The 25728-nt window shown below is 69.7% G+C and carries 11 protein-coding genes; 5 read left to right on the forward strand and 6 right to left on the reverse strand.

What is annotated here, in order from left to right; all coding sequences use genetic code 11:
- Positions 1-51: 51 nt before the first annotated feature.
- The gene (locus G4G00_RS06975) at positions 52-14733 is read left to right on the forward strand and encodes an ESPR-type extended signal peptide-containing protein (protein WP_164272091.1); all 14682 of its coding nucleotides are present in this window, start codon (positions 52-54) and stop codon (positions 14731-14733) included.
- A 248-nt stretch (positions 14734-14981) separates the two neighbouring features.
- Here the strand turns inward: G4G00_RS06975 and G4G00_RS06980 are convergent, their stop codons facing one another.
- On the reverse strand, positions 14982-15422 hold the full coding sequence (locus G4G00_RS06980) for a universal stress protein (protein WP_164272093.1): 441 nt from the start codon (positions 15420-15422) through the stop codon (positions 14982-14984).
- A 142-nt stretch (positions 15423-15564) separates the two neighbouring features.
- Here G4G00_RS06980 and G4G00_RS06985 point away from each other — a divergent pair, with 142 nt between their 5' ends.
- The 4 genes from G4G00_RS06985 to G4G00_RS07000 all read left to right on the forward strand — a co-directional run bounded on the left by G4G00_RS06985 (position 15565) and on the right by G4G00_RS07000 (position 20692).
- Entirely contained in the window at positions 15565-16473 is a 909-nt protein-coding gene (locus tag G4G00_RS06985; protein WP_108754876.1) for a LysR family transcriptional regulator, read from the forward strand.
- Between the two features lie 234 nt (positions 16474-16707).
- Positions 16708-18222, forward strand: coding sequence for an MFS transporter (locus G4G00_RS06990; protein ID WP_164272096.1), 1515 nt, complete (start codon positions 16708-16710; stop codon positions 18220-18222).
- Positions 18223-18245: 23 nt separating this feature from the next.
- A complete protein-coding gene (locus G4G00_RS06995) occupies positions 18246-19283 on the forward strand; it encodes an HlyD family secretion protein (RefSeq protein WP_108754120.1) in 1038 nt (345 codons plus the stop codon).
- On the forward strand, positions 19280-20692 hold the full coding sequence (locus tag G4G00_RS07000; RefSeq protein WP_164272099.1) for an efflux transporter outer membrane subunit: 1413 nt from the start codon (positions 19280-19282) through the stop codon (positions 20690-20692). Before G4G00_RS06995 ends, G4G00_RS07000 begins: the two co-directional genes overlap by 4 nt.
- A gap of 105 nt (positions 20693-20797) precedes the next feature.
- Here the strand turns inward: G4G00_RS07000 and G4G00_RS07005 are convergent, their stop codons facing one another.
- From G4G00_RS07005 to G4G00_RS07025, 5 genes are all read right to left on the reverse strand, one after another.
- A complete protein-coding gene (locus G4G00_RS07005) occupies positions 20798-21136 on the reverse strand; it encodes a hypothetical protein (protein ID WP_108757130.1) in 339 nt (112 codons plus the stop codon).
- A 68-nt stretch (positions 21137-21204) separates the two neighbouring features.
- Positions 21205-22146: a DegV family protein gene (locus G4G00_RS07010; RefSeq protein ID WP_164272102.1), complete on the reverse strand. Its 942-nt coding sequence runs from the start codon at positions 22144-22146 to the stop codon at positions 21205-21207.
- Positions 22147-22239: 93 nt separating this feature from the next.
- On the reverse strand, positions 22240-22872 hold the full coding sequence (locus G4G00_RS07015; protein WP_108757129.1) for a 2-hydroxychromene-2-carboxylate isomerase: 633 nt from the start codon (positions 22870-22872) through the stop codon (positions 22240-22242).
- 18 nt (positions 22873-22890) lie between these two features.
- Entirely contained in the window at positions 22891-24153 is a 1263-nt protein-coding gene (locus G4G00_RS07020) for an amidohydrolase family protein (protein ID WP_164272105.1), read from the reverse strand.
- Complete coding sequence (locus tag G4G00_RS07025; protein ID WP_108754115.1) at positions 24153-25562, reverse strand: amidohydrolase; 1410 nt, start codon at positions 25560-25562, stop codon at positions 24153-24155. Before G4G00_RS07025 ends, G4G00_RS07020 begins: the two co-directional genes overlap by 1 nt.
- Positions 25563-25728 lie beyond the last annotated feature (166 nt).

A 25728-nucleotide genomic window follows, 5' to 3' on the forward strand; every position in this document is an offset into this window, starting at 1 on the left:
CCCGCGTATGCCCCGCGGTCGGGTCGCTTTCACTCGCCTCCGGATGCTCCCATGAACAAGATCTACAAGCTGGTTTTCAACGCTGCCCTCGGCGTTGTCCAGGTCGTTTCCGAAATCGCCCGCAAGCCCGGCCGCCTGTCGGCAGGTGGCGCCGCCGTCGGCCTGCGCCGTGACGTGCTGGCCATGGCGCTGGCGTTGGGTCTGGGGCTGCTGCCGGGGCTGGCGCTGGCGGCCAACTATTCGGTCCGTAACCCGGACGGCAGCTATTCCACGGTCGACCTGATCCTGACCAGCGAAGTGGCCGGCGAAACCAATGACGATGGCGATGTGATCGCCTCGCGCAAGGTGGGCGTGATCGCCACCGATGGCAGCAACGATTACCTGGTGCGCGACATCAAGGGCTTGGGCAGCAGCGTGCTGATCGCCAGTTCCGGCACCGGCGTGGAAACCGACGGTGACGGCCAGGCGCAGTCGGTGACGGTGGTGGGCTACCGGCTGGCCGGCAGCCCCGGCACCACCACCCGCGATGTGGTGTTCAACAGCAGCAGCGGCCGCTGGGAAAACAGCAACGGCGATGCGGTGACCATCCTGGCCATGGTTTACGGCAGCACGTCCACCGACGACGAGGGCAACCTGACGGTGACCGAGAATGGCACCGTGGACGTGGCCACGCGCATGCTGGCCGATGGCGATGGCCCCGACCCCACCGACAGCTACGGCAGCGGCACGCTGGTGAAGGTGACGCGGGTGGGCAGCAAAGGCAGCAAGGGCCGCACCGGTGCCCTGTTCGTACCGGCCAAGGCCGGTGGCAATGGCGGCCGCGGGCCCGACATCACCCTGGGCCCGGGCCAGGATTCCAAGCTGCAGATCAACGACACGGTCACCATCAGCAATGGCAACCCCGGCATCCTGATCACCAGCACCGGCGGCAATGGTGGCAACGGCGGCAGCATCTACCTGTCCACCTCCAAGGCCAAGCCCGGCGGTGATGGTGGCTCGGGCGGCAACGTGGATGTCACCGTGGCCGGTTCGGGCAAGATCATCACCACGGCGTCCGGCGGCACGCCGGCGCCGGGCATCGCGGTGCAAAGCCGCTCCGGCCAGGGCGGCGATGGCGGCAATTCCTACGCCGGTGGTGGCGCCGGCGGTGGCGGTGGCACCAAGCAGGGCGGTGACGTGTCACTGACCAGTTCGGTGAACGTGGAAACCCATGGTGCCGATTCGGCCGCGCTGCTGGTGCAGTCGCTGGGCGGCGGTGGTGGCAGCGGTGGCAATTCCTATGGCCTGTTCCCGACGGCGGGCGCCAGCGGTGGTGCCGGTGGCCACGGCGGCAAGGTGACGGTGAACAACAGCGGCACGCTGGTGACCGACGGCGCCGGTTCGGCGGGCATCAACGCGCAATCGATCGGTGGCACCGGCGGCAACGGCGGCACCACCGTGGCGCTGGTGGTGCTGGGCAGCGACAGCAGTTCGATTGGTGGCAACGGCGGCGCGGTGGAGGTGTTCAACAGCGGGGCGATCAGCACCGGCGGCACGGGGTCCGATGGCATTTCCGCGCAGTCGATCGGCGGTGGCGGTGGCCGCGCTGGTACCCAGATCGGTCTGGTCACCCTGGGTGGCAGCAGTGGCGCCGGCGGCAACGGTGGTTCAGTCGCGGTCGACAACGACGGCAACATCACCACCCGTGGCGCCGATGCCAACGGCATCCTGGCGCAGTCGATCGGCGGCGGCGGTGGCAAGGCGGGGTTGAGTGCGGCGCTGGCCGCGCTGGGGTCGTCCGGTGGCGATGCCGGTACCGGCGGCACCGTGCGCGTGGACAACAGCGGGCGCATCCTGACCCTGGGCGAGCGCGCGATGGGCATCCTGGCGCAATCCATTGGTGGTGGTGGCGGCACCGGCGGCAGCAGCCTGGGCGTGTTCGCGCTGGGCGGCGATGGCGGCAAGGGCGGCAATGCCGGCGATGTCAGCGTGACCCACAGCGGCAGCATCGAAACCCATGGCACGTCCGCCGACGGCATCCTGGCGCAGTCCATTGGTGGCGGTGGCGGCAACGGTGGCGGCGCCAGCGCGGTGGCACCGTTCATTGCATTTGCCTTCGGTGGCAGTGGTGACAACGGCGGCACTGCCGGCAAGGTTTCCACCACGCTGGTGGATGGCGGCAGCATCCTGACACAGGGCAGCAACGCGGCCGGCGTGCGCCTGCAGTCGATTGGCGGCGGCGGTGGCAACGGCGGCAGCGCTACCGCGGTGTCGGTGGGCGTGGTCGTGCCGATCAGCCTCAGTGCTTCCTATGGCGGTTCCGGCGCGGCTGGCGGCAATGGCGGCGTGGTGGAACTGCAGGGCAACGCCGATGTCACCACCCATGGCAACAACGCCGATGGCCTGTACCTGGCCTCGATTGGTGGCGGTGGCGGCAGCGGTGGCAACGCGCTCGGTGTTGCACTGACCGGCGGCAACGCCTTCGCGGTGAGTTTGAACAGCAGCAAGGGCGGCAGCGGTGCCGGTGGCGGCGACGGCGGCGCGGTCACCGTCGACAGCGGCGGCACGCGCGGTTCGATCTGGACCGCGGGCGATTTTTCCAACGGGCTGGTGGCGCAGAGCGTCGGCGGCGGTGGCGGCTCCGGTGGTGATGCCATCGGCGTGACCGGTGCGGCCAGCGGCGGTATTTCGCTCACCGTGTCGTCCACCCTGGGCGGTACCGGCGGTGCCGGCGGCAAAGGCGGTGATGTCGATGTCACCTACAGCGGGGACATCACCACCGGCGGCACCAGCACGCTCAACACCGAAGCCAGCGGGCAGGGGGCAGTGGGTGCGCTGATCCAGTCCGTGGGTGGCGGCGGTGGCAGTGGTGGCAGCGTGGTGTCGGTGGCTGCCGGCCTGGGCGCTACCGCCATCAACATCGGCCAGAGCCTGGGCGGCAGCGGCGGTGATGGTGGCAACGGTGGCCGCGTGGATGCCGTACTGGACAGCAGCATCTGGACCGGCGGCGACGATGCGGTGGGTGCGCTGATCCAATCGGTGGGCGGCGGTGGCGGCAACAGCGGCAACAAGATCGACGTGGGCGTGGCGGTGGCGGGCGGCACCGCGCAGTTGTCGCTGGGCATCGGCGCGACCGGCCTGAGCAGCACCGGCGGCAACGGCAGCAACGGCGGTATCGTCACTGGCGACTACCGCGGTGAAGTGACCACGCTGGGGCAGCGCGCCAGTGGCGTGGTGATGCAGTCGATCGGCGGCGGTGGCGGCAACGGTGGCTTCACCGTGGATGCTGATGTGTCGGTGAGCGCAGCGCTTTCGCTGCAGGGCACGCTGTCCATCGGCGCATCCGGGGGCGAAGGCGGCAATGGTGGCGCGGTCACCGGTGCGGTGGATGCCACGGTGATCACCGCCGGCGACCAGGCCACCGGCGTGCTGCTGCAGTCGGTGGGCGGTGGCGGTGGCAGCGGTGGCTTCGATGTGGCCGTGGGCCTGCAGACCGCGGTGATTTCCGGTGCCACTGTCGGCGCCACCATGGGGCTGGGCGGTGACGGTGGCGACGGCGGTGATGGCGGCGCGGTCAGTGGCCAGTTCGCCGGCAGCGCATCGACCCTGGGCGCGCAGTCCGATGCCTACGTGGTGCAGTCGCTGGGCGGCGGTGGCGGCAACGGCGGGTTCGCCGTGGCCGGTGGTCTGGCGATCAGCAATGGCGCAGCGGCGCAGGCCGCGATCGGCATCGGCGGCAGTGGTGGCAAGGGCGGCAATGGCAGCAGCGCGCACGCGGAACTGGACGGCCTGCTGCAGACATTCGGCGCACAGTCCAACGGCATGCTGGTGCAGTCGGTGGGCGGTGGCGGCGGCAACGGTGCCTTCAGCGTGGGCGGCGCCCTGACCATCGGCAGCACTGGTGCAGGTTCGGCATCGGTCGGCATCGGTGGCAACGGTGGCGATGGCGGTACCGCGGGCGCGGTCAGCGCCACCTTCAACGACAGCACGGTGCTGACCGAAGGTGTCGGCTCGGGCGGCGTGGTGCTGCAGTCGATTGGCGGCGGTGGTGGCAACGGTGGCTTCAGCGTGGGCGGTGGGGTCACCGTCAGCACGGTGGCGGTAAGTGCGTCGGTGGGCCTGGGCGGCACGGGCGGCTCGGGCGGCGTGGCCGGCAGCGTACGTGCCGATGCCACCGATCTGCAGGTACAGACCCTGGGTGACGGTGCCACCGGCATGCTGCTGCAGTCGGTCGGCGGTGGCGGCGGCAACGGCGGCTTCGTGGTGGCCGGGGGCATCAGTGCCGGTGCGGCAGCCGGCGCGGTGTCGGTCGGTATTGGCGGCAATGGTGGCGATGGCGGGCGCGCCGGCGCGGTGACCGCTGATCTGCGCGGCGGTTCGGTCTACACCGTGGGGGACAACGCCTCGGCGCTGGTGCTGCAGTCCATCGGTGGCGGCGGTGGCAACGGCGGCTTCAACATCAGCGGTTCGCTGGCCGCCGGCATGGGCAGTGGCGCGGTCAGCGTGGGCCTGGGTGGCAACGGTGGCAGCGGCAACACCGGTGGGCGCGTTGTCGGCTACGTCGATCAGGACGTGCAGACCGACGGCGATGATTCCACCGGTGTGCTGGCGCAGTCGGTCGGTGGTGGTGGCGGCAATGGCGGCTTCAACGTGGCCGCCGGCATCAGTGCGTCGTCCAGTGGCGGCGTGGCCGTGTCGGTGGGCCTGGGGGGCAGCGGCGGTACCGGCGGCAACGCGTCCACGGTGCAGCTGGAAAAGCAGGGCAGCGTACTGACCCGTGGCGATCGAGCCGACGCCGTGGTGGCGCAGTCCATTGGCGGCGGTGGCGGCAACGGGGGCTTCAATGTGACCGGCAACCTGGCCGCCAGTGGTGGCGGTGCCGGCAGCGTGTCGGTGGGCCTGGGCGGCACCGGTGGCACCGGCGGTACCGGCGCCGCGGTGGGCCTGACCCAGGTCGGTCGTGTTGCTACCGAAGGCGAGCAGTCGCTGGGTCTGCTGGCGCAGTCGATCGGTGGTGGCGGCGGCAACGGTGGCTTCAACGTCAGTGGTGCACTGACCGCCAGCGGCGGTGCCGGCGGTTCGGTGTCGGTGGGCCTGGGGGGCAGCGGTGGCGACGGCGGCAGCGCCGGCGCGGTGACCGTGGACAGTACCGGCCTGGTGTCCACCGAAGGCGACGGCAGCCATGGTGCGCTGGCGCAATCGCTGGGCGGTGGTGGCGGCAACGGCGCCTTCAACATCAGCGGTGGGCTGACTGCCACCGGCAGTGCCGGTGGCTCGGTCACCGTGGGCCTGGGCGGCAACGGCGGCCAAGGGGGCAGCGCCGGCAACGTGAGCGCCACGTTGCAAGCGGCTGCGCCGGACGGCTCGGCCGACGACGGCCGGGTGCTGGCCACGCTGGGCGATGGTGCCTCGGGTCTGGTTGCTCAGTCGATTGGCGGCGGCGGTGGCAACGGTGGCTTCAGCGTGCAGGGCGCGCTGACCGCCAGTGGCGGTACCTCCGGTTCTGTGAGCGTGGGGCTGGGCGGCAACGGCGGTGACGGCGGCAGTGCCGGTTCGGTGGAAGGCAGCACCGTGGGTCTGGTCACCACCGCAGGCAATGACAGCCATGGCGTGCTGCTGCAGTCGCTGGGGGGTGGCGGTGGCAACGGCGGCTTCAACGTGAGTGGCAGCCTGACCGCGACGGCGGGCTCGGGCGGTTCGATCAGCGTGGGGTTGGGCGGCAACGGCGGCCAAGGGGGCTTGGCTGGCAACGTGACCGGCAGTGTGCGCGCGCTGGCGCAGAACGAGGGCTATGCGGTGATCACCGAAGGCGACGACGCCATGGGGGTGGTGGCGCAGTCCATTGGTGGCGGCGGTGGCAACGGCGGCTTCGTGGTCGGTGGCGCGCTGACCGCCTCGGCCGGCAATTCCGGTGCGATCGGCGTGGGTGTGGGCGGGCGTGGTGGCAGCGGCAATACCGCAGGCGATGTGCACGTGGACGTGGAAGGCCATGTGCAGACCGCCGGTGACGGCGCGCAGGGCATCCTGCAGCAGTCCATCGGCGGCGGCGGTGGCAACGGCGGCATGACCATCGCCGGTGCACTCAACGCCAGCGCCTCCAACGGCGGCAGCATCGCCATCGGCGTGGGCGGCAGTGGCGGCAGCGGTGGCGATGGCGGCGCCGTGAGCGGCAGCCTGGTCGGCAACGTGGTGACCGCCGGTAGCGATGCCGGTGCGGTGACCTACCAAAGCCTGGGCGGTGGCGGCGGCAACGGCGGCATGACCATCGCCGGCAGCCTGGCCGCGTCGGGCAACGGCAGCGGCAATGTCAGTGCCAGCATCGGCATCGGGGGCAGCGGCGGCACCGGCGGTACCGGCGGTGACGTGCAGGCCGATCTGGACGGCAGCTTGTCCACGTTGGGGGACGGTGCCTGGGGTGGCCTGTTCCAGTCGATTGGTGGCGGCGGCGGCAATGGCGGCATGACCATTGCCGGCGCGCTGACGGTGGCCGCCTCGGCACAGAACCAGTTGGCGGTGAGCGTGGGTATCGGCGGCAGCGGTGGCAGCGGCGGCACGGCCGGCGATGTGCAGGTGAACCACACCGGCAATGTGAGTACGTCGGGCAACGATGCGCAGGGCATGGTGCTGCAGTCGCTGGGCGGCGGTGGCGGCAATGGTGGGCTGACCGTGAGCGGTGCCGGCGGCATCAACCTGGGCGATGGTTCGCGCAACCTGGCGGTGTCGGTGGGCGTGGGCGGCAACGGCGGCAGCGGTGGCAGCGCCGGCGATGTCAGCGGCACGCTGGAAGGGGACTACTTCACCGCGGGGAATGGATCGACGGCCGTGCTGGCGCAGAGCCTGGGCGGCGGTGGCGGCAACGGTGGCATCACCGTGGCCGGCAGCATCAGCGCCAGCCTGGGCGACAACGGCGTGGCCAGTATCGGCATCGGTGGCACCGGCGGCAGTGGCAATACCGCCGGCGACGTCGGTCTGCTGCGCCAGGGCAGCACCGTGACCGAAGGTGAGCGCGCAGACGCCATCGTCGCGCAGTCCATCGGCGGTGGTGGCGGCAACGGCGGCATGACCATTGCCGGTGCGCTCAGCCTGGGCGACAGCCGCAACGGCAGCGTGGTGGTGGGCGTGGGCGGCAAGGGCGGCAGCGGTGCCACGGCCGGGGATGTGAGCGTGGATGTGCTCGGCACGGTGGCCGCGCTGGGTGGACTGGGCGACGTGCTCACGCTCGGCAACGGCAGCGCGTTCCAGGTCGATGCCAGCGATCTGTCCAAGGGTTCCAGCGGCATCGTCGCGCAGTCCATCGGCGGTGGTGGCGGCAATGGTGGCATCAACATCCAGGGCGGCCTGGCGGTCGATCCGACGGCGGTGTTCGGCGGTGGCAGCAGCGGCGGTGGCAGTGGCGGATCGTCCGGCGGCGGCAGCGGCAACAGCTCCACCAGCGTCGGCATCGTTCTGGGCATCGGCGGCAATGGCGGCACCGGTGGCCATGCCGGCAAGGTGGCGGTGAACGTGGGCCCGGAAGACGCCGACACCCCGCTGGTGGTCGCCATCGGCGATGAGCAGTCGGCCATCCTGGCGCAATCCATCGGGGGCGGTGGCGGCAACGGTGGCATCAACATCGGCGCAGCGGTCACCACCGGCAGCAGCATCACCGTGGGTCTGGGCGGCAACGGTGCCGATGCCGGCCGCGGCAACGATGTGCAGGTCGATGCCAGCGCCGATGTGTTCGCCTTCGGCGATCACGCACGCGGCATCCTGGCGCAGTCGATCGGTGGCGGCGGTGGCGCCGGTGGCATCAACATCAGCGCGGCACTCAGCAAGCCCTCGTCGCAGAACAGCGCTTCGCTGGTGGTGGGGCTGGGCGGGTCCGGCGGTACCGGCAACACCAGTGGCGTGGTGGACGTCACCCACATGGGCAGCATCAACGTGGTGGGCAGCCATGCCAGCGCGCTGCTGGCGCAGTCGATCGGCGGTGGTGGCGGTGCCGGTGGGCAGAACATCTCCGCCTCGGCCAGCCAGGGCGCGCAGCGCCTGGCGGTGTCGGCCGGCATTGGCGGCGACGGTGCCGAAGGCGGCGATGCCGGTGCGGTGTACGTGCACAGCGGCGGCGGCGACATGTTCGTCAACGCCAATGGGGCCGACGAGGTGGCGCAGGGCGGCACCGGCATCCTGGCGCAGTCGATCGGCGGCGGTGGCGGTGCGGGCGGTGGCAGCATCAGCGGTCTGTATTCGTCGGCGCAGGTGCCGATCAGCATCGGTATCGGCGGCACCGGTGGCAGCGGCGGCAATGCCGGCGCCGTCAGCGTGCTGCGGGGCGATGCGGCGGCCTGGGGCAGCGGCACGACGCCGGCGCTGAACCTGTTCGTGGGCGGCGACCATGCCACCGGCATCCTGGCGCAGTCCATCGGCGGTGGCGGTGGCAACGGTGGCGGCACCCTGGTGCTGGAAAAGTATTCCGACAGTTCGGGTTCCGGCTCAGGTTCGGGCTCGGGCTCGGGTTCGGGCAGCGGTACCGGCACTGGAAACGGCAGCGGCAACCAGCAGCGCACCACGGTGGCAGCCAGCCTGCAGATCGGCGGTGGTGGTGCCGGTGCCGGCAGTGGCGCCGCGGTGGAGGTGACCAGCATCGGCAACATCATCACCGATGGCCTGGCGTCGTCGGCCATCGTGGCGCAGTCGATTGGCGGTGGCGGCGGCAATGCCGGCCAGAACGTGCGCAAGGCCAGTGGCCTGGACGATGTGGATGTGGGCCTGAAGGTCGCGCTGGGCGGTGCGGCCGGTGCGGCCGGCACCGGTGGCGATGTGACGGTGCGCAGCCAGGGCAATCTGCTGACTGCGGGCGCATCGGCTTACGCGATCCTGGCGCAGTCGATCGGTGGCGGCGGCGGCAACGCGGCGGTGGACAACACCGGCGATGCGGCGGGCCAGAACAGCCTGGCCTTCACTCTGGGCCGCCAGGGCGGCGAAGGCGGCAGCGCCGGTACGGTGCAGGTTGCGCTGGAACAGGGCGTGCTGCAGACCGCCGGTGCCGGCGCGTCGGCCGTGCTGGCACAGTCCATCGGTGGTGGTGGCGGTACCTCCAGCAGCACGTCGGTGGCCGTGGCGGTGGCCGGGTCCAGTGGCAGTTCGGGCGGCAGCTCGGGCGGCGGCAGCGGCACGGGCGGTGGCACGGGTTCTGGAACGGGCACGGGCACGGGCGGCAGCAGCAACAGCGCCGATGAACCCGATGCACTGGCGCTGGATATCAGCCTGGGCGTGGCCGGTGGCAAGGGCGCCGCCGGCGGCGCGGTGCTGGTCAGCAGCGTGGCCGATTCGCAGATCCTGACCAGCGGCGACGACGCGCGCGGCATCGTCGCGCAGTCGGTGGGCGGCGGCGGTGGCACCGGCGGCAGTGCGGCCAGCAAGGGCGGCACCGCGACCGTGGCAGTGAACCTGGCACTGGGCGGTGCCGGCGGTGAAGCAGCCACCGGCGGCCGCGTCGATCTGGACCTGGACGGCGTGATCGAGACCCGTGGCGACCGTGCCGACGGCGTGCTGGCGCAGTCCATCGGCGGTGGCGGTGGCCTGGCGGGTTCGGCTTCGGCGACCTCCACGTTCAAGCAGGGCGGCACGGACGGCGGCCAGGGCAGCGGCAGCACTGGCAGCAACGGCAGTGGCAATGGCAGCAGCACTGGCAGCAGCATTGGCAGCAGCACTGGCAGCAGCGAAGCAGCCACCAGTGTGGCGCTGAACCTGGCCCTGGGCGGGCAGGGCGGCGACGGTGCGACCGGCGGTGATGTGAGCGTGGCCCACGGTGGCACGGTGATCACCTGGGGCGACGACGCGGTGGGCATCAACGCCCAGTCCGTCGGCGGCGGTGGCGGTGTGGGCGGCCAGAGTTCGGCCAAGGGTGAAGCGTCGGCCAGCAGCGCACTGACCCTGGTGATGGGCAACATCGCGCTGTCCGGCGCGGGCGGCACCGGTGCATCCGGTGGCGCGGTAAGCGTGGAAAACAGCGGTCGCGTACAGACGGCGGGCGCGCGCTCGGTGGGTATCGGCGCGCTGTCGGTCGGTGGCGGCGGCGGCAGTGGCGGGGTGGCATCCAGCGAATCGAAGGTGGACACCGACAAGGACGAGACCGGTTCAACCACGGTGTCGCTGCAGTTGGCGCTGGGCGGCAGTGGTGGGGATGGCGGTGCCGGCGGCGACGTGGCCGTGTTCAACGTGGCCACGGCCGGTAGTGCCGATGCACCGGTGGTATTGACCCTGGGTGACAGCGCACACGGCATTCACGCACGATCGATCGGCGGCGGTGGCGGTGATGCTGCGATGGCGTCGAGCCGCAGCGCGCAGAGCGGGGGCGGCACGGCGGTATCGCTGGACCTGGCATTGGGCGGCAGCGGTGGCACCGGCAACACCGGCGGCAACGTGCAGGTGCGCAACGAGGGCTACGTGATCACCGGCGGTGACACCGCCCATAGCGTGTTCGCGCAGTCCATCGGTGGCGGTGGCGGCAGTGCGGGGGTGACCGTGGCCGACGCGGCCAGTGCCGGTGAAGGCAGCATGGGCCTGGCACTGGCGCTGGGCGGCGAAGGGGGCAGCGGCGCCGCCGCCGGCAACGTGCAGGTGGACAACAGCGGTTGGATCAGCACCGTTGGCGCACGAGCATTCGCGATCTTCGCCCAGTCGGTGGGCGGTGGTGGCGGCGATACCGCACTGACCCTGGCCAACCGCAACGAGGTGGACAGTGGTGATGAGGATGCCGACAGCAGCACGGGCAACAGCAACAACAGCCAGGCGCAGCAGGGCAGTGGCGCGCTGCAGTTGAACCTGGCATTGGGCGGCAGCGCCGGCGACGGCGGTACCGGTGGCAATGTGAGCGTGAGCAACCGGGTGCAGGCCGGCGTGGCCGACAGCGGGGTGATAAGCACCACGGGTGAGGGCGCACACGGCATCTTCGCCCAATCCATCGGCGGCGGCGGCGGCAGCGCGTCGCTCACCGTGGCCAGCGTAGCCAATGCCGTGGAAGGTGCCACGTCGTTGAACCTGGCGCTGGGCGGCCAGGGCGGCAGCGGCAACCGCGCCGGCAGCGTGGAGGTGATCAATGACGGCCTGGTGCAGACCCGTGGCGACGCGGCCTACGGCATCCTGGCGCAATCCATCGGCGGCGGTGGCGGTGATGGCGGCCAGTCGGTGGCCATGACCGCGGCAGCGCTGCAGGGCGGTGCGGTCGATGCCAGTGTGCTGGCCGGTCTGTCCGGTGCAGCGAATCTGTTCGCGGGCAACAGCGGCGATTACTTCATGGCCGTGGGTGGCCACGGCGGTGATGGCGGCGACGGCGGCGATGTGCGGGTGGTCAACAACGGCCGCATCGTGACCTTCGGCGCCGGTGCCGATGGCATCGTGGCGCAGTCGATCGGTGGCGGCGGCGGCAACAGCCGCCTGGGCTTCGGCAGCATCGATGGCGGTGGCGGCCTGTCATTGGCCGGTGTGCTGCTCAGCCAGCTGGGCGGCAGCAACCTGGACGGTGGCGGCAAGGCCGGCACGGTCACCGTGGAAAACAATGGCAGCATCAGCGTGTCGGGTGCCGGTGCGGTGGCCGTGCGCACGCAGGCCATCAACGGTGGCGGCGGCGTGCTCGACCAGACGTTCACCGGTGTGGATCTGTCTGCGGCAGCGGCGGATGCGGCAAGTGGCAGCAGCGCAGCGTCGGGTATCGGCAGCGTGCTGGGCAGCCTGCTGGGCAGCCGGGGTGCCACCAACACCAGCGGCGGTGATGTGGAGGCCGGATCGAAGGGCGACTACGCCATCGCCGGTGACTTCTCGCTGGGCGAACTGACCCAGTCGATTGGTGGCGGTGGTGGCAGCAGTCTGACCCGCGTGCTGGGCGGTACCGACAGCGTCGCGCCGCGCGTGGCGTTCACTGCGGCCAGCGCCGGCAATGGCCTGTCGCAGGCCCTCACGCAGGCGCGGCCGACGGCACCGGCGCTGGTGTTCGCGGCCAGCCTGGGGGCAATCGGCGGCAGCAACAACAACGGTGGTGCACTGCGCCTGAGCCACGACGGCATGATGCTGCTGGAAGGCAGCCAGGGCGTGCTGGCCCTGCACCAGTCCATTGGTGGCGGCGGTGGCGAAAGCCGCGCGCAGCTGGAAGGCGCCGGTAGCGCCGTGCAGCTGCAGTTGCAGATGGGCGCCAGCGGCGCGCAGGACAGCCGCGGCGGCGCGCTGGCCTACACGCAGCGCGGCGATGTGGCCGTGGCCGGGCAGGACACGCAGGGGCTGCTGCTGCAGAGCATCGGCGGCGGTGGTGGCGTGGCGCGGGTGAGCCTGGATGCACCGGGTGCGGTGCAGGCGCAGGCGCGATTGGGGGCCGACGGCGGTGCCGGACTGGATGCCGGAGCCGTGGACATGCAGGTGGCCGGCAATGTGCTGGACCTGTCGGCCAATTCGGTCGCCCTGCTGGCGCAGTCGATCGGCGCCGGTGGTGGCATGGCCCTGTTGTCGCAGGGCATCGGCGCCGATGTGCAGTTCGGCGCACGCAATGGCGCGCAGGGCGATGGTGCAGCGGTCAGCATGGATGTGCAGGGCAGTGTGATCACCACCGGCGACAACAGTCTGGGCGTGGTGGCGCAGTCCATTGGTGGCGGCGGTGGTCTGTTGATGCAGTCCGCTGACACCGCCGCCATCGGCCTTTCCGCCGACAATCAGGGCGACGCCGGTGCGGTCAGCGTGCAGGTGCAGGGCGATGTGCTGGGCCTGGGCGCGCGCAGCGTGGGTGTGCTGGCGCAATCCATTGCGGGCGGCGGTGGCTGGGTAGCCGGGGTGGGCTCGGCGGCTGCAGGCGGGCAGGGCAGTGCAGGCGCGGTGAGCGTGGCGGTGAGCGGCGATGTGCTGCAGACCGGCACCGATGCGGTGGGCGTGCAGGCCGCCAGCCTGGGCCACGATGGCCGCGGCAACATCGACGTCACCCTGGCCGGTGCCGTGCGCGGTGGCAGTGGTGCCGGTGCGGGCGTGGTGATCGAAGGCGGCGCCGACAACCACATCGTGGTCGAGCGTTCGCTGTCGTCGGTATCCACGCTGGCTGCGTTGGCCGGTGAGGGCAACGACCTGCTGCAGAACCAGGGCAGCCTGTACGGCAACGTCGACCTGGGCAACGGCAGCAACCGGCTGTTGAACGAAGCCGGCGCACGCCTTGTCACCTATGACCGCCTGGCCATCGGCCAGGGCAGTGGCGTGGCCGCGCTGACCAGCGCAACGTCGGGCACGCTGGTGAACCGTGGCGATCTGCATTTCGGCCTGGCCGCACCGCAGTTCCCGATCGATCTGGCCGCCGGCGCGGTGCATGCCAACGTGGATGATGCGGCGGCCGCAGCGGACAACCTGCTGCTGGGCGCACGGGTGATCAGCAAGGTCGCGCTGACCGGCAACTTCGTGCAGGAGAGTAGCGGTGCGCTGTACATGGATGTGGCCTTCGGCTCGCCCGCGTCGGACCGCCTGATCGCCAGTGGTTCGGTTGCGCTGGCCGGCACCGGCTATTTCACCCTGGCGTCGCTGTCGAACGCGCAGTGGTTGCCGATCCTCTCGGCCGCGCAGGGCAGCCGCGATGATGGCTTCCAGATGCAGGACACGCTGGCGCTGACCTTCAAGGCCAGCTATCGCGCCGATGGCGTGCACCTGTCCTACGATCCGCACTTCCAGCAGGCGTGGCTGCGCGACAACCAGAATGCGCTGGCGGCGCACATGAACAGCGCACTGCTGACCGGCAGCAGCGATGGCATTGGTCGCCTGATGGCCCTGCTGGGCAACTACAAGGCCGGTGATGAAGCTGCCTACCGGCAGGTGTTCGACCTGATCAACGCCGATGGCCTGGGCTCTACGCTGTACAACCAGGTGCAGGTGCAGCGCGGCTTCACCGGCAGTCTGTTCGGGTGTAGCCGTACGCTGGAAGACGGCCGCTGCGTGTGGGGCGGCATCAGCAGCTACGATGCGCACCGCGATCGCACCGCTGCCGACCTGCCGATTTCGTTGTCAGGCAGCTACGCACGCTTCGGCATCGATGGCACGCTGCAGGGGCCCTGGTCGATTTCCACCGCGTTCGAGTTCGACCACTTCTCGCAGATCAGCGTGGACGATGGCCAGACCCGCAGCCGCGGTCGTGGCGTGAACCTGGGGGTGGGCTTCGAGCATGATGTCGACAACGTGCAGAGCCGCCTGAGCCTGGCCGCCGGCTGGTCCTGGTATGACACCACGCGGTTGTCGCCGGTGTTCGACGACAACGCACAGGCCACATCGTCACCGCGCACAGGTTACGTGAGCCTGGGCGCAGGCATCGGCACGCGTTTGGGCAGTGGCGGCTGGTCGCTGCAGCCGCGGGTGGATGCGCGCTACACCCTGCTGCACCACGACGGCCTGCGCGAACAGGGCATGGGAGATATCGGCTACCGCGCCGGTGCCCACAACCAGAGTCTGTTCTCGGTGGTGCCCAGCGTGAAGCTGGGTTACGAGCAGGCAGTTGCGAAGAGCCGTTTCGGTGTGTCCACCCAAGTGGCCTACGAAGTGTCCACGCGCACCGCAGTGAACCTGCCGGTGTCGCTGATCGGCGCCAATGCCGATGCCAGCGCCGCTGATATCCAGATTCCGATTGCCAGCCCGGCACTGAACTGGCGTTCGCGCCTGTACTACGGCAACGAGCGGGTGACGGTGGGCATGCAGTACGGCGTGCAGCACGGCAGCCGCGTGGGCGGCGAAGTGTATGGCGTGGACCTGCGCGTGAAGTTCTGAGGTAGTGGCCAACCTTGGTTGGCCGCGTTTCGCGGAAGTGCCAACCAAGGTTGGCACCTACCAGAGCCGGGCATGAACCCGGTAGTGGCCAACCTTGGTTGGCCGTCGTTTCCGGAAGTGCCAACCAAGGTTGGCACCTACCAGAGCGGTGCATGAACCCGGAAGTGCCAACCAAAGTTGGCACCTACCAGAGCGGTGCATGGACCCGGAAGTGCCAACCAAGGTTGGCACCTACCAGAGCGGGCCGGTCAACCGCCCCGCGTTTCCACCAGCACCGGGCACGGTGCGTGGTCCAGCGTCCACTGCGCTACCGAGCTGTCGAGGAGGCGCTGCAGGCGCGACAGGTGGCGATGGCCGATGACGATCAGATCGGCGCCCAGCTCGCGGGCCTGGGCGCTGATCACTTCGCCCGGGTCCCCGGCCGGCAGCAGCGAGCGCGCATCCACGCCGCGTTCGCGCAGCTGCGCCGTGGCGTCCTGCAGCAGGCCCTCGGCCTTGGCCTGCTGGCGGGCGGCCGCCGGATACTCGCGACGGTCGTCGTCGCTGGCGTCCGTGGGCAGGGCGAACTCGGGATCGATCACACACAGCAGGTGTACGCGGCTGCGCGGCCCGGCGACGTGGGCGACCAGGTCCAGCAGCGGGTCGTGCTGGCGGCCGCCATCGAGGGCGACCAGCAGGGTGGTGAACATGGGGAGGTCTCCTTGGCAGGCGGTGATGGTCGCCCATGCCGCAGCGCGCACCCATGCCGTGCGGCGCAGGCAATGCGTGCAGTGGATGCAATCGACTTCGGGCTGGAGTGTCGTAGAGTCATTCCAATTGTTGGAGACCGCCATGCCCCTGCCCGACCTGAACCTGCTGCTGGCCCTGGACGTCCTGTTGGACGAAGGCAGTGTCGCCGGGGCTGCGCGGCGCATGAACCTGAGCGCGCCGGCGATGAGCCGCACCCTGGGGCGGATCCGCGAGGCGCTGGGCGACCCGGTGCTGGTGCGCGCCGGCCGCGGGCTGGCGCCGACCCCGCGCGCACTGGAGCTGCGCGAGCAGGTGCGTGATGTGATCGAGCAGGCGCACCGGGTGTTCAACGACGGTCGCGAAGTGGACATGCTGACCTTGGAGCACACCTTCAGCATCCGCGCCAACGACGTGTTCATCGGCAGCTACGGCGGCCGCCTGCGCGAGGTGTTCCGCCAGCAGGCACCCGGTTGCACCCTGCGCTTCATGCCCGAAGGCGATACCGACGATGACGCGATGGTGCAGGGGCGGATCGACCTGTACATCAGCACCGCCGGCAAGCACACGCAGGAAACCAAGGTGCAGAACCTGTTCACCACCGCATTGCTCGGCGCGGCGCGCGAGGATCATCCGTTGTTCGACGGGGATATCACCGCCGAACGGTTTGCTGCCTGCGATCACATTGCCGTCTCGCGGCGGGGCATCGCCCATGGGCCGATCGATGACGAACTGGCGCAGATGGGCCTGCGCCGACGGGTGGCGATGGTCATTCCCACCTTCCATGGCGCGATCTTTGCGGCGGCCGCTTCGGACCTGGTGTTGCCGCAGATGCCGAGCGTGATGCTCGACCGCATCACCTACATGGGGCTGCCACTGCGCATGTTCCCGCTGCCGGTGTCGGTGCGCACCGTGGCCCTGGTGCAGGCCTGGCACCCGCGCATGGACAACGACCCCGCGCACCGCTGGCTGCGCCGCGCGATCAAGAGCATGTGCGACGCCGACGCCCCGTAGAGTCGAGCTTGCTCGACTGCTTTCGCCTGATCCCGCGCAGGGCAGTCGAGCAAGCTCGACTCTACGAAGCATGGGCACCATCGACCTGTCCTACCGTGCGTTGTACGCACGACTGGCATCGCACCCACACCATTTTTCGCAGTAGTGGGCCTGCCTAGACTGCGCTCCCCACCTTCACGGAGCGCACGCCATGTCGCTTCACCTGCCGTGCGCTGCACGGATCGAGCCGCGCCGATGAGCGCGGTCACCTTGCCCAGCACGCCCGTCGCGCCCGTTCCCGCCGCCTTCGATCGCCGCATCGTGGTGGGCCTGTGCGGCGTACTGCTGGTCGTGCTGCTGTCGGGCTTCAACGAAAACGTCACCAAGGTCGCACTGGCCGACATCCGCGGTGCGATGGGTTTCAGCGTGGATGAAGGCAACTGGATCACCGGCATCTACAGCGCCATGTCGGTCAGCGCCATGGCGTTCGCACCGTGGTGCGCGGTGACCTTCTCGCTGCGCCGCTTCGGCCTGGTGATGATCGCGGCCTTCATGCTGCTGGGCGTGTTGTGCCCGCTGGCGCCGAACCTGCCAAGCTTCCTGCTGCTGCGCGCGCTGCAGGGCCTGGCCGGCGGTGCGCTGCCGCCGCTGCTGATGAGCGTGGCGCTGCGCTTCCTGCCGCCGGGCATCAAGCTGTACGGCCTGGCCGGCTATGCGCTCACCGCAACGTTCGGGCCCAGCATGGGCACGCCCCTGGCGGCGCTGTGGGTCGAGCATGCGGGGTGGCAGTTCGCGTTCTGGCAGATCGTGCCGTTCTGCGTGGCCGGCATGCTGATGGTGGGCTGGGGCCTGCCGCAGGACCCGCTGCGGCTGGAACGCTTTGCCCAGTTCAACGGCGTGGGCCTGGCCCTTGGGTTTCCGGCGCTGGTGATGCTGGTGCTGGGCCTGACCCAGGGCGCGCGCCTGGGCTGGTTCGATTCGCCGCTGATCATCGCGTTGCTGGGCGGCGGCGCGGGCCTGCTGGTGCTGTTCTTCATCAACGAATGGTTCCACCCGCTTCCGTTCTTCAAGCTGCAGTTGCTGGCCCATCGCAACCTCAGCTATGCGCTGGTGACCTGCATGGGCGTGCTGTTCGTGCTGCTGGCGGTCATCTCCATCCCGTCAAGCTTCCTAGCCAGCGTGCAGGGCTACCGTCCGCTGCAGACGGCACCGATGTTGCTGTGGGTGGCGCTGCCACAGGCGCTCGCATTGCCGCTGGTGGCCACCCTGATGAACCAGCGTGCGGTGGATTGCCGCTGGGTGCAGGCGGCCGGATTGCTGCTGCTGGCAGTGGCGTGCCTGCTGGGCGCGCAGCTGGACGTGCAATGGAACCGCGACAACTTCCTGTGGGTGCAGCTGCTGCAGGTGGTGGCGCAGCCGATGGCGGTGCTGCCGTTGCTGCTGCTGGCCACCACCGGCCTGGCGCCGCAGGACGGCCCGTATGCCTCGGCCTGGTTCAACACCGTCAAAGGCTTCTCTGCGGTGTTCGCCGGGGGCGTGCTCGATGCGGTCGGGCAGTCTCGCCGCCACCTCCATTCCACCGCCCTGGTCGACCACCTGGGCAACCAGCCGTGGTTGCCGGCCAGTGCCGATCTGCCCGCGCGCCTGCACGCCCAGGTGCAGGCACTGACCTCGGCGGACCTGTACTGGCTGGTCGCGCTGGTGGCCCTGGGCTGCCTGCCGCTGCTGCCGTGGGCCACCCGTGTCCATCCGCCACGTGCCGTGGCCTGACCCCCTTTCGCAAGGAACCCTCCATGACCGTCAACAAGACAACCCTCAACACCGGCCTGGCGCTGGGCGTGCTGGCCCTGGCCATCGGCGGCTGGCTGCTGCTGCGCGATGGCCGCTACCAGCGCACCGACAACGCCTATGTCAATGCGGATTTCACCGTGGTTGCGCCGAAAGTGGCCGGCTTTGTCAGCAGCGTCGAGGTGCAGGACAACCAGACAGTGAAGGCCGGCGACGTGCTGGCCCGCATCGATGACCGCGACTACCAAGTGGCACTGCAGGCCGCACGCGCCGACCTGGCCAATGCGCGTGCACAGCTGGCCAATGCGCAAGCGGCGCTCGCCCAGCAGGGCTCGCTGATCGAACAGGCGCGGGCCAGCGTGGATGTCAGTCAATCCGAACTGACCCTGGCCCGTGCCGACCAGCAGCGTTACCGCGCACTGGCCAGCGACGGCGCCGGTACGGTGCAGAACGCGCAGCAGGCGCAGTCGAAGCAGGCCGTGGCCCGTGCCCACCTGCAGCAGGGCCAGGCCGCGTTGAGCACCGCCCGCCAGCGCACCGACATCCTGGCCGCAGGCGTGCAGTCTGCGCAGGCGGCGGTACAGCGTGCCGAAGCGGCGCAGGCCCGTGCCGAGCTGGACCTTTCGCATACCGAGCTGAGGGCCCCGATCGATGGCGTGGTCGGTCGGCGTGCGGTACGCGTGGGTGCCTACCTGACCCCAGGCACTGCGGTGGCGGCGGTGGTGCCGCTGCAGCGTGCCTTCGTGGTCGCCAATTTCCAGGAAACGCAGATGACCCGCATGCGCGCGGGGCAGCCGGTGGAACTGACCGTGGATGTGTTTCCCGGTACCTCGCTGCGTGGCCACGTCGACAGCATCGCGCCCGCCACCGGAGTGACGTTCGCTGCGGTGGCACCGGAGAACGCTACCGGCAACTTCACCAAGGTGGTGCAGCGCATTCCGGTGAAGATCGTGCTGGAACCGGGCCAGCCGTTGCTGGACCAGCTGCGTGCCGGCATGTCGGTCGAAGCCCGCGTGGACCTGCAGGGCGGGGAGGGCGCATGAGCGTGCGCAAGGTGATGCAGGCTCTGGCCAGCGCGTCGCTGTGCGTGGCACTGGCGGCCTGCACGATGGGCCCGGATTTCGTACGCCCGCAGGCTGCGCTGCCGGCGCAGTGGCAGGGCGAGGCGGTGGCCAGCACGGCCATCGACGATGACGCGGCCTGGTGGGCAGGCTTCGATGATCCACTGTTGGGACAGCTGGCACAGCATGTGTTGCAGTCCAACCTGGATCTGCAGCTGGCCGCCAATCGCGTGCAGCAGAGCCGGGCGGCACGTGGCATCAGTGCGGCCGATCGCCTGCCGTCGGTGGCGGCCACTGCCAGCGGCGTGCGCGCGCGCAACAGCGAGGTGGGCCTGAGCGATCCTTCCGGCAACGGCGGGCGCGATGACTACGGCCTGTTCCAGGCCGGCATCGGCCTGAGCTGGGAACTGGATCTGTGGGGCCGCGTGCGCCGCCAGGTGGAGGCCGCCGACGCGCGGGTGCAGATGGCGGAAGAAGATTCACATGCGGTGCGCATCGCGCTGCTGGCTGAAACCGCACGCAGCTACCTGCAGCTGCGCGCGACTTCGCAGTTGCTGGCGATCACCGAGCACAACCTGGGTATTGCCGCCGACATCCAGCGGCTGACCGAAGCACGCCAGCGGCAAGGCGTCGCCACGACCCTGCAGGTGTCGAGCGCGGCCGCGCAGGTTGCCGCGCTGCAGGCGCGCATCGCCCCGCTGCGGCACCGCCAGTCGCAGCTGCGCAATGCACTGGCATTGCTGCTGGCCAAGCCGCCGCAGGCGCTGGATACCCAGCTGCAGGACGCGCGTGCCGACTGGCCGGCATTGCCTGCCGTTGCGGTGGGCCTGCCCAGTGAACTGGCCGAACGCCGCCCGGACATCCGCCGTGCCGAAGCGGCGTTGCATGCGGCCACGGCGAACATTGGCGTGGCCAAAGCCAGCTTCCTGCCGCGCATCACCTTGAACGGCGATGCCGGGTTCCAGGCAAAACAGCTTGATGACCTGGACGGATGGGATGCCCACCGCTTCAGCATCGGCCCGTCGATCAGCCTACCGATCTTCCAGGGCGGGCGGTTGCAGGCCAATCTGGCGCTCAGCCGCCTGCAGCAACAGCAATCGGCGCTGCAGTTCCAGCGCACGGTGCTGCAGGCCTGGCATGAAGTGGACGATGCCATCGATGGCTACGCCGCCGAACAGCAGCGCACCACGCAGCTGCAGGTGGCGGTGGCGCAGAGCGAAACCGCGCTGGGTGCCGCGCGCCGCCAGTACCAGGCCGGCGTGGTGGATATGCTGGATGTGTTGAGTACCCAGCGCATCGCGCTGGACAACCAGGCTGCGCTGGCCAACAGCCAGGCCGCGGCCGCCATCGCCCGGGTGGAGCTGTACCGCGCGCTGGGTGGTGGCTGGTAGCGCGTGGCCAGAGCCGGGCATGAACCCGGTAGTGGCCAACCTTGGTTGGCCGTCGTTTCCGATGAGTGCCAACCAAGGTTGGCACCTACCAGAGCGGTGCGCTGCTTACCGCACGTCGCGCAGTTCCCAATGGTGGCCGGCCAGCAGGCGCAGGCGCTGCTTGAACACATCGCTGTCGATGCGGGTGGTGGCCACCAGGTTGATGCGCAGGTCCTTCTGTTCGCCGGTCACCGTGGCGTCCGGGTCGGTCACGCCCCACTGCGGTTCCACCGCATCGGGATCCGGCTGCTTGGCCTTCCAGCGTTCGAACAGGGTGCCCGTGCGCAGCGCGTCCTGCAGTTCTTCGGCGAAACCGCCGGCGCTCTGCGAATGGAAGGACAGGTCGGGGTCGTTGCCGCGGGCCTTGGATGGGTCGGGCAGGCTGATGTGGTACTGCGCAGGCATGAGGGTTCTCCTTCAGAGGTGGCAAGGCTGGCACAGCAGCGGTGCAATGCGCGTGTAGGCGCGCCCCGTCAATCGAAGGCGTGCGGGCCGTCGGCAAAGCCCACCGTCACCGCGCCCTTGCCCACGTTCACCATGCCGGTCAGGCTCATCACCGCTTCGTACACGGCCACGCCGTGGGCGGCGCAGGTTTCCTTCAGCGCCGTATAGCCGGGCAGGGCACGCAGTTCGTCCAGTTCACCGCCGTAGCTCACGCATACCGTGGGGGTCATCAGGCCGGCACGGACGCGCTTGCCGACCACGCCGAACAGCTTCTGCACCGCATTGTCGAAGCCCTTGATCTTGGCCACCGGGCCGGTTTCGCCGCGGTACCCGTGCAGCACCGGCTTGATGTCCAGTGCGCTGCCCAGTGCGGCGCTGATCAGGCCCACGCTGCGGTCGCCCTTGTGCCGGGCGCGTGCGCGCATGTAGTACAGATCGCGGGTGACCATGTAGCCATGCACGTTGCCGGCCAGCGCTTCCAGCCGCTCGCGGATCTGCTGCACGCTGGCGCCGCTGTCGCGCAGGCGCACCGCTTCGATGGCGGTGACCGCCTGCGCGGCGAACAGGTTCTGGGTGTCCAGCACGCGCAGCGCGAAGGGCGAATTGAAGCCCGCCGCCTGCCGCACCGGCTTGTAGTCGTTGAGGATGGCGAAGCTGGCCTGCAGCGCGTTGTCGTGGATCGGGCTGCGGGTCTTGGTGATGGTCATGCAGAACACGTGGTCGTAATCGATCACCAGCTGCTGCAGGAACAGATCGCGGATCTGGTTCACGCTGAAGGGAATGGTTTCCGCTTCGGCCCCGTGTTCGGCCACGTGTGCGTGCAGGAAGCTGAGCGTGGCCTGCTCATCACGGTGGTCGGCCAGTACCGCTTCACCAATGCGAACGGTGATCGGCAGCAGCACGATGTTGTGCGCGGCAATGAAGTCCTGCGGCAGGTCGCAGGCCGAATCGACGACGATTCCGATGCGCATCCGGCTCCCCCTCCAGGGCGGTTGTAGGTTCGGAAAGTGTGAAAACTATCTCAAAACCGAGCCGGGCGCGCGAGGGAATTACGCCATGCCTGTTCAGCGATTGCGCTGTACCGCCACTGGAAGCGTTATCACGTGCTGCCATTCCGGTTGCTGCAGCAGGCCGGGGTCGGCCAGCACCGCGGCCATCATCGGGTGCGCGTCGTTGCCCCAGAACAGTTCGCCGTCGATGGACAGGGTCGGCACGCCGAACACGCCGGCGTCGATGGCCGCGTCGGTGTTGCGGCGCAGCTGTTCCTTGATGGCCGGGTCGGCCAGGGCGGCTTCCACGTCATCCACGCCCAGCCGCTGCGCTGGTTCGCGCAGGGCCTGGGCGCTGTCGGCGCTGTTGCCGTCGCGCCAGATCCAGTCGAACAGCACATCCACCGCCTGCGCACTGCCGCCGGCGGCCAGGCACAGGCGCAGCACGGCCAGCGGGTTGAACGGATGCCCCGGCGGGAAGCGCAGTGGTGTGCCTTCGGCCTGCGCGGTCCACAGCAGCTGGCGGTAGATGAAGCGGCGTTTGGCCGGAATCTCGGCCGGCCCCAGGTTGCCCAGGTGGTGCAGGATCGCGCCGAAGGCGATCGGCACCGGTTGGATGCGGGTGAACTGCGGCAACTGCTTCAGCTTCTGCCAATGCAGGTAGGAATAGGGCGAAACGAAGTCGAAGTACCAGCGCAGGGTGGCCATCGGTGTTATCTCGGTCGGTCAGGGCTGGGTGGCGCGCTGCAGGTACCGGTCACGCAGTTCGGTCTGGCGCGAGCGCATGGGCATGGTGCGGCCGCCCAGCCAGACCTGTTCGGCATAGTGGGCCACATCCAGCGGATCGCCTTCCCACAGCACCAGGTCGGCGCGCTTGCCCGGTTCGATGCTGCCGATCTGGTCGGCCACGCCCAGCACCTGCGCCGGCACCCGGGTCAGGCCGGCCAGGCCATCGGCCCAGGGCAGGCCGTTGGCCACTGCATTGCCGGCCAGCTGGCGCATCTTGCGCGCGTTGTGCGACGCGTCTTCGCGCTGGGCGAAGGCCACCGGCACGCCGGCCCGCTGCAGGCGCGCGGCGTTTTCCAGGCTGGCGCCGATCTGGTCGAAGGTGCTGGGCAGGTTGCCCAGCGCATCCACGAACACCGGCACCTGCGCAGCGGCCAGCTCCGGCGCCAGCTGCCAGGCTTCGGCGCCGCCGGCAATGGCGATCTTCACCTTCTCGCGCGCGGCCCAGCGCAGCAGCTGGCGGATGTCGGCGGCGCGGTCCACCTCCACCACGATGCGGCCCTGGCCCCCCAGGTAGCGGGCCAGCGTGCGCCGCCCGGCCGGGGTCAGCAGCGCATGCGGCGAATCGGCCGGAACCTGGCCGCGGGCCTCGTCCACCATCTGCTGCAGCAGCATCCACTGGGCGGCACGTGACTGCCCGGTCAGTTCCGCAGCCGCCGCCCCCAGGCGCAGGTACAAGGCACGTGGGCCGATCGGATCGGCGCTGCCGTCCAACCGCACCACGCCGCCCTGGCCGGCCACGAAGCCGCCGCCGGTATGCGCGCCCAGCGCGGTGAAGCCGATGCCATCCAGGCGTGCCACCGGCACCAGCACCGAGGCCGGGTTGTAGGCCAGGGTGACGTCGAATTCCGGGCGCAGCGGCTGCTCGCCGATCTTCAGCGTGCTGTCCACCGTGCTCGATTCACCGGACACTTCTTCAATGCCGATCTCGGTGATGCCACCGAACAGGGCCGGGGTCAGCGGGCGGCCATTGGCCTCCACCACCGTTACCCCGGCCGGTGCAACCAGACTCGGCCCGACCGCGCGGATCAGCCCGCCCTGTACCAGCACGTCGCTGTTCTGCAGGCTGCCGCGCGCGCCGGCGGTATGCACCGTGGCATTGCGCACCAGCAGGTCCTGCGCCGACGCCGAACCGGCCAGCAGCACCAGCAGCGCGGCGGTAGCGCCGGGCCATGTCCGGCGACGCTTGTTCAACATGCCCATCAGCGCACCTCCTGGCCAAGCTGGAAATCAGAACGTGGCGTGGCCTCGGGCACGCTGCGGTCATACAAGCGCCGCCCATCGATGAACACCTGTTCGGCCAGGGCATAGGAACTGAACGGATTGCCGTTCCACACCACCACGTCGGCCATCTTGCCGGCCTCCAGGGTGCCGGTCTGGCCCTCGATGCCCAGTGCCTTGGCCGCATTGGCGGTCATCCAGGTGATCGCCCGTTCGGGGGCGATCGCCGGCATCTGCGCGCGCCGCGCGGCGGCGATGACTTTGGCCGCTTCCTGGTTCAAGCGCTGGATGCCTTCGGGGGAATCGGAATGGACGATGGCGCAGCTGTTCTGCGGCCGGTCCACCAGCGCGATGTTCTCGGCAATGCCATCGAAGGCTTCCATCTTGAAGCCCCACCAGTCGGCCCACAGGGCGCCGCAGACGCCGTCGGCGGCCAGGCGGTCGGCCAGCTTGTAGGCTTCCACGCCGTGGTGGAAGGCCGCGACCTTGAAACCGAATTCCTTGGCCAGGTCGAGCATGGTGGCCATTTCGTCGGCGCGGTAACAGTGGATGTGCACGCGGATGTCGCCCTGGATCGCCCCGGCCAGGGTGTCCAGTTTCAGGTCGCGCTTGCCGCCGGCATCACCAGCGCTGTCGCCCTTGTCGCTGCCGAACCAGCCCTTGCGCTTGGCCGGCTTCGGGCTGTTCTTGGCGATGTAGTCGGCGGCATCGATGAAGGCGGCGCGGTAGCCGGCCACGTTGCCCATGCGGGTGCCGGGGGCCACGCCCTTGCCGCCGCCGTAGACGCGCTTGGGGTTTTCGCCGCAGGCCATCTTCAGCCCCCACGGCGCGCCGGGGAATTTCATCGCCTGGTAGGTGGTGGCGGGCACGTTCTTCAGCACCACGCCGCGCCCGCCCACCAGATTGGCCGAGCCGGGCAGCACCTGCATGCTGGTCACGCCACCGGCCAGCGCGGCTTGGAAGCCGGGGTCCTGCGGCCACACCGAATGCTCGGCCCAGACGTTGGCGGTGACCGGTGCGGTCATCTCGTTGCCATCGCTGTGCGCGCCCACGCCGGGGCTGGGGTAGACGCCCAGGTGCGAATGCACGTCGATCAGGCCGGGGGTGACCCACTTGCCCTGCGCATCGATGCGGGTGACGCCCGCATCGGCCTGCAGCTGCGGGCCGACCGCCACGATGCGGCCATCGCGCAGCAGCACGTCGGCATTGTCCAGGCGCTGGCCGGTGCCGGTCAGCACGGTGGCGTTGTGGATCAGCACCGGCGCGCCCGGCTGGGCCCGGTAGGTGCTGGGGTAGGGGTCGGCCACGAAGCGCGACGCACCCACGGCCGGCGCCGAAGTCAACGAAACCAGCGCCAGCCCCAGAGCGGCGCGCAACACCATCGATGCCATGCAGATTCCCCAAACCCCCACGTGAATCCAGCGACGCTATCTGTCGCCGGTGCCACTTGCCAAGTGACGTTGGGCAGGGGCCGAAAAGAGCGGGGTAGGAATTTCCCTATACAGAAATTGTGAATCAAGCATTAATTTTTTGTGATACCTGCCGCTACTACCCGGT

This window comes from Stenotrophomonas sp. B1-1 (assembly GCF_010894375.1).
GTDB lineage: Bacteria > Pseudomonadota > Gammaproteobacteria > Xanthomonadales > Xanthomonadaceae > Stenotrophomonas.

Excerpts from the sequence above, each read along its gene's own strand:
- G4G00_RS06975 (WP_164272091.1), top strand. The coding sequence starts at position 52 with ATGAACAAGATCTACAAGCTGGTTTTCAACGCTGCCCTCGGCGTTGTC.
- G4G00_RS06980 (WP_164272093.1), bottom strand. The coding sequence starts at position 15,422 with ATGTTCACCACCCTGCTGGTCGCCCTCGATGGCGGCCGCCAGCACGAC.
- G4G00_RS06985 (WP_108754876.1), top strand. The coding sequence starts at position 15,565 with ATGCCCCTGCCCGACCTGAACCTGCTGCTGGCCCTGGACGTCCTGTTG.
- G4G00_RS06990 (WP_164272096.1), top strand. The coding sequence starts at position 16,708 with ATGAGCGCGGTCACCTTGCCCAGCACGCCCGTCGCGCCCGTTCCCGCC.
- G4G00_RS06995 (WP_108754120.1), top strand. The coding sequence starts at position 18,246 with ATGACCGTCAACAAGACAACCCTCAACACCGGCCTGGCGCTGGGCGTG.
- G4G00_RS07000 (WP_164272099.1), top strand. The coding sequence starts at position 19,280 with ATGAGCGTGCGCAAGGTGATGCAGGCTCTGGCCAGCGCGTCGCTGTGC.
- G4G00_RS07005 (WP_108757130.1), bottom strand. The coding sequence starts at position 21,136 with ATGCCTGCGCAGTACCACATCAGCCTGCCCGACCCATCCAAGGCCCGC.
- G4G00_RS07010 (WP_164272102.1), bottom strand. The coding sequence starts at position 22,146 with ATGCGCATCGGAATCGTCGTCGATTCGGCCTGCGACCTGCCGCAGGAC.
- G4G00_RS07015 (WP_108757129.1), bottom strand. The coding sequence starts at position 22,872 with ATGGCCACCCTGCGCTGGTACTTCGACTTCGTTTCGCCCTATTCCTAC.
- G4G00_RS07020 (WP_164272105.1), bottom strand. The coding sequence starts at position 24,153 with ATGGGCATGTTGAACAAGCGTCGCCGGACATGGCCCGGCGCTACCGCC.
- G4G00_RS07025 (WP_108754115.1), bottom strand. The coding sequence starts at position 25,562 with ATGGCATCGATGGTGTTGCGCGCCGCTCTGGGGCTGGCGCTGGTTTCG.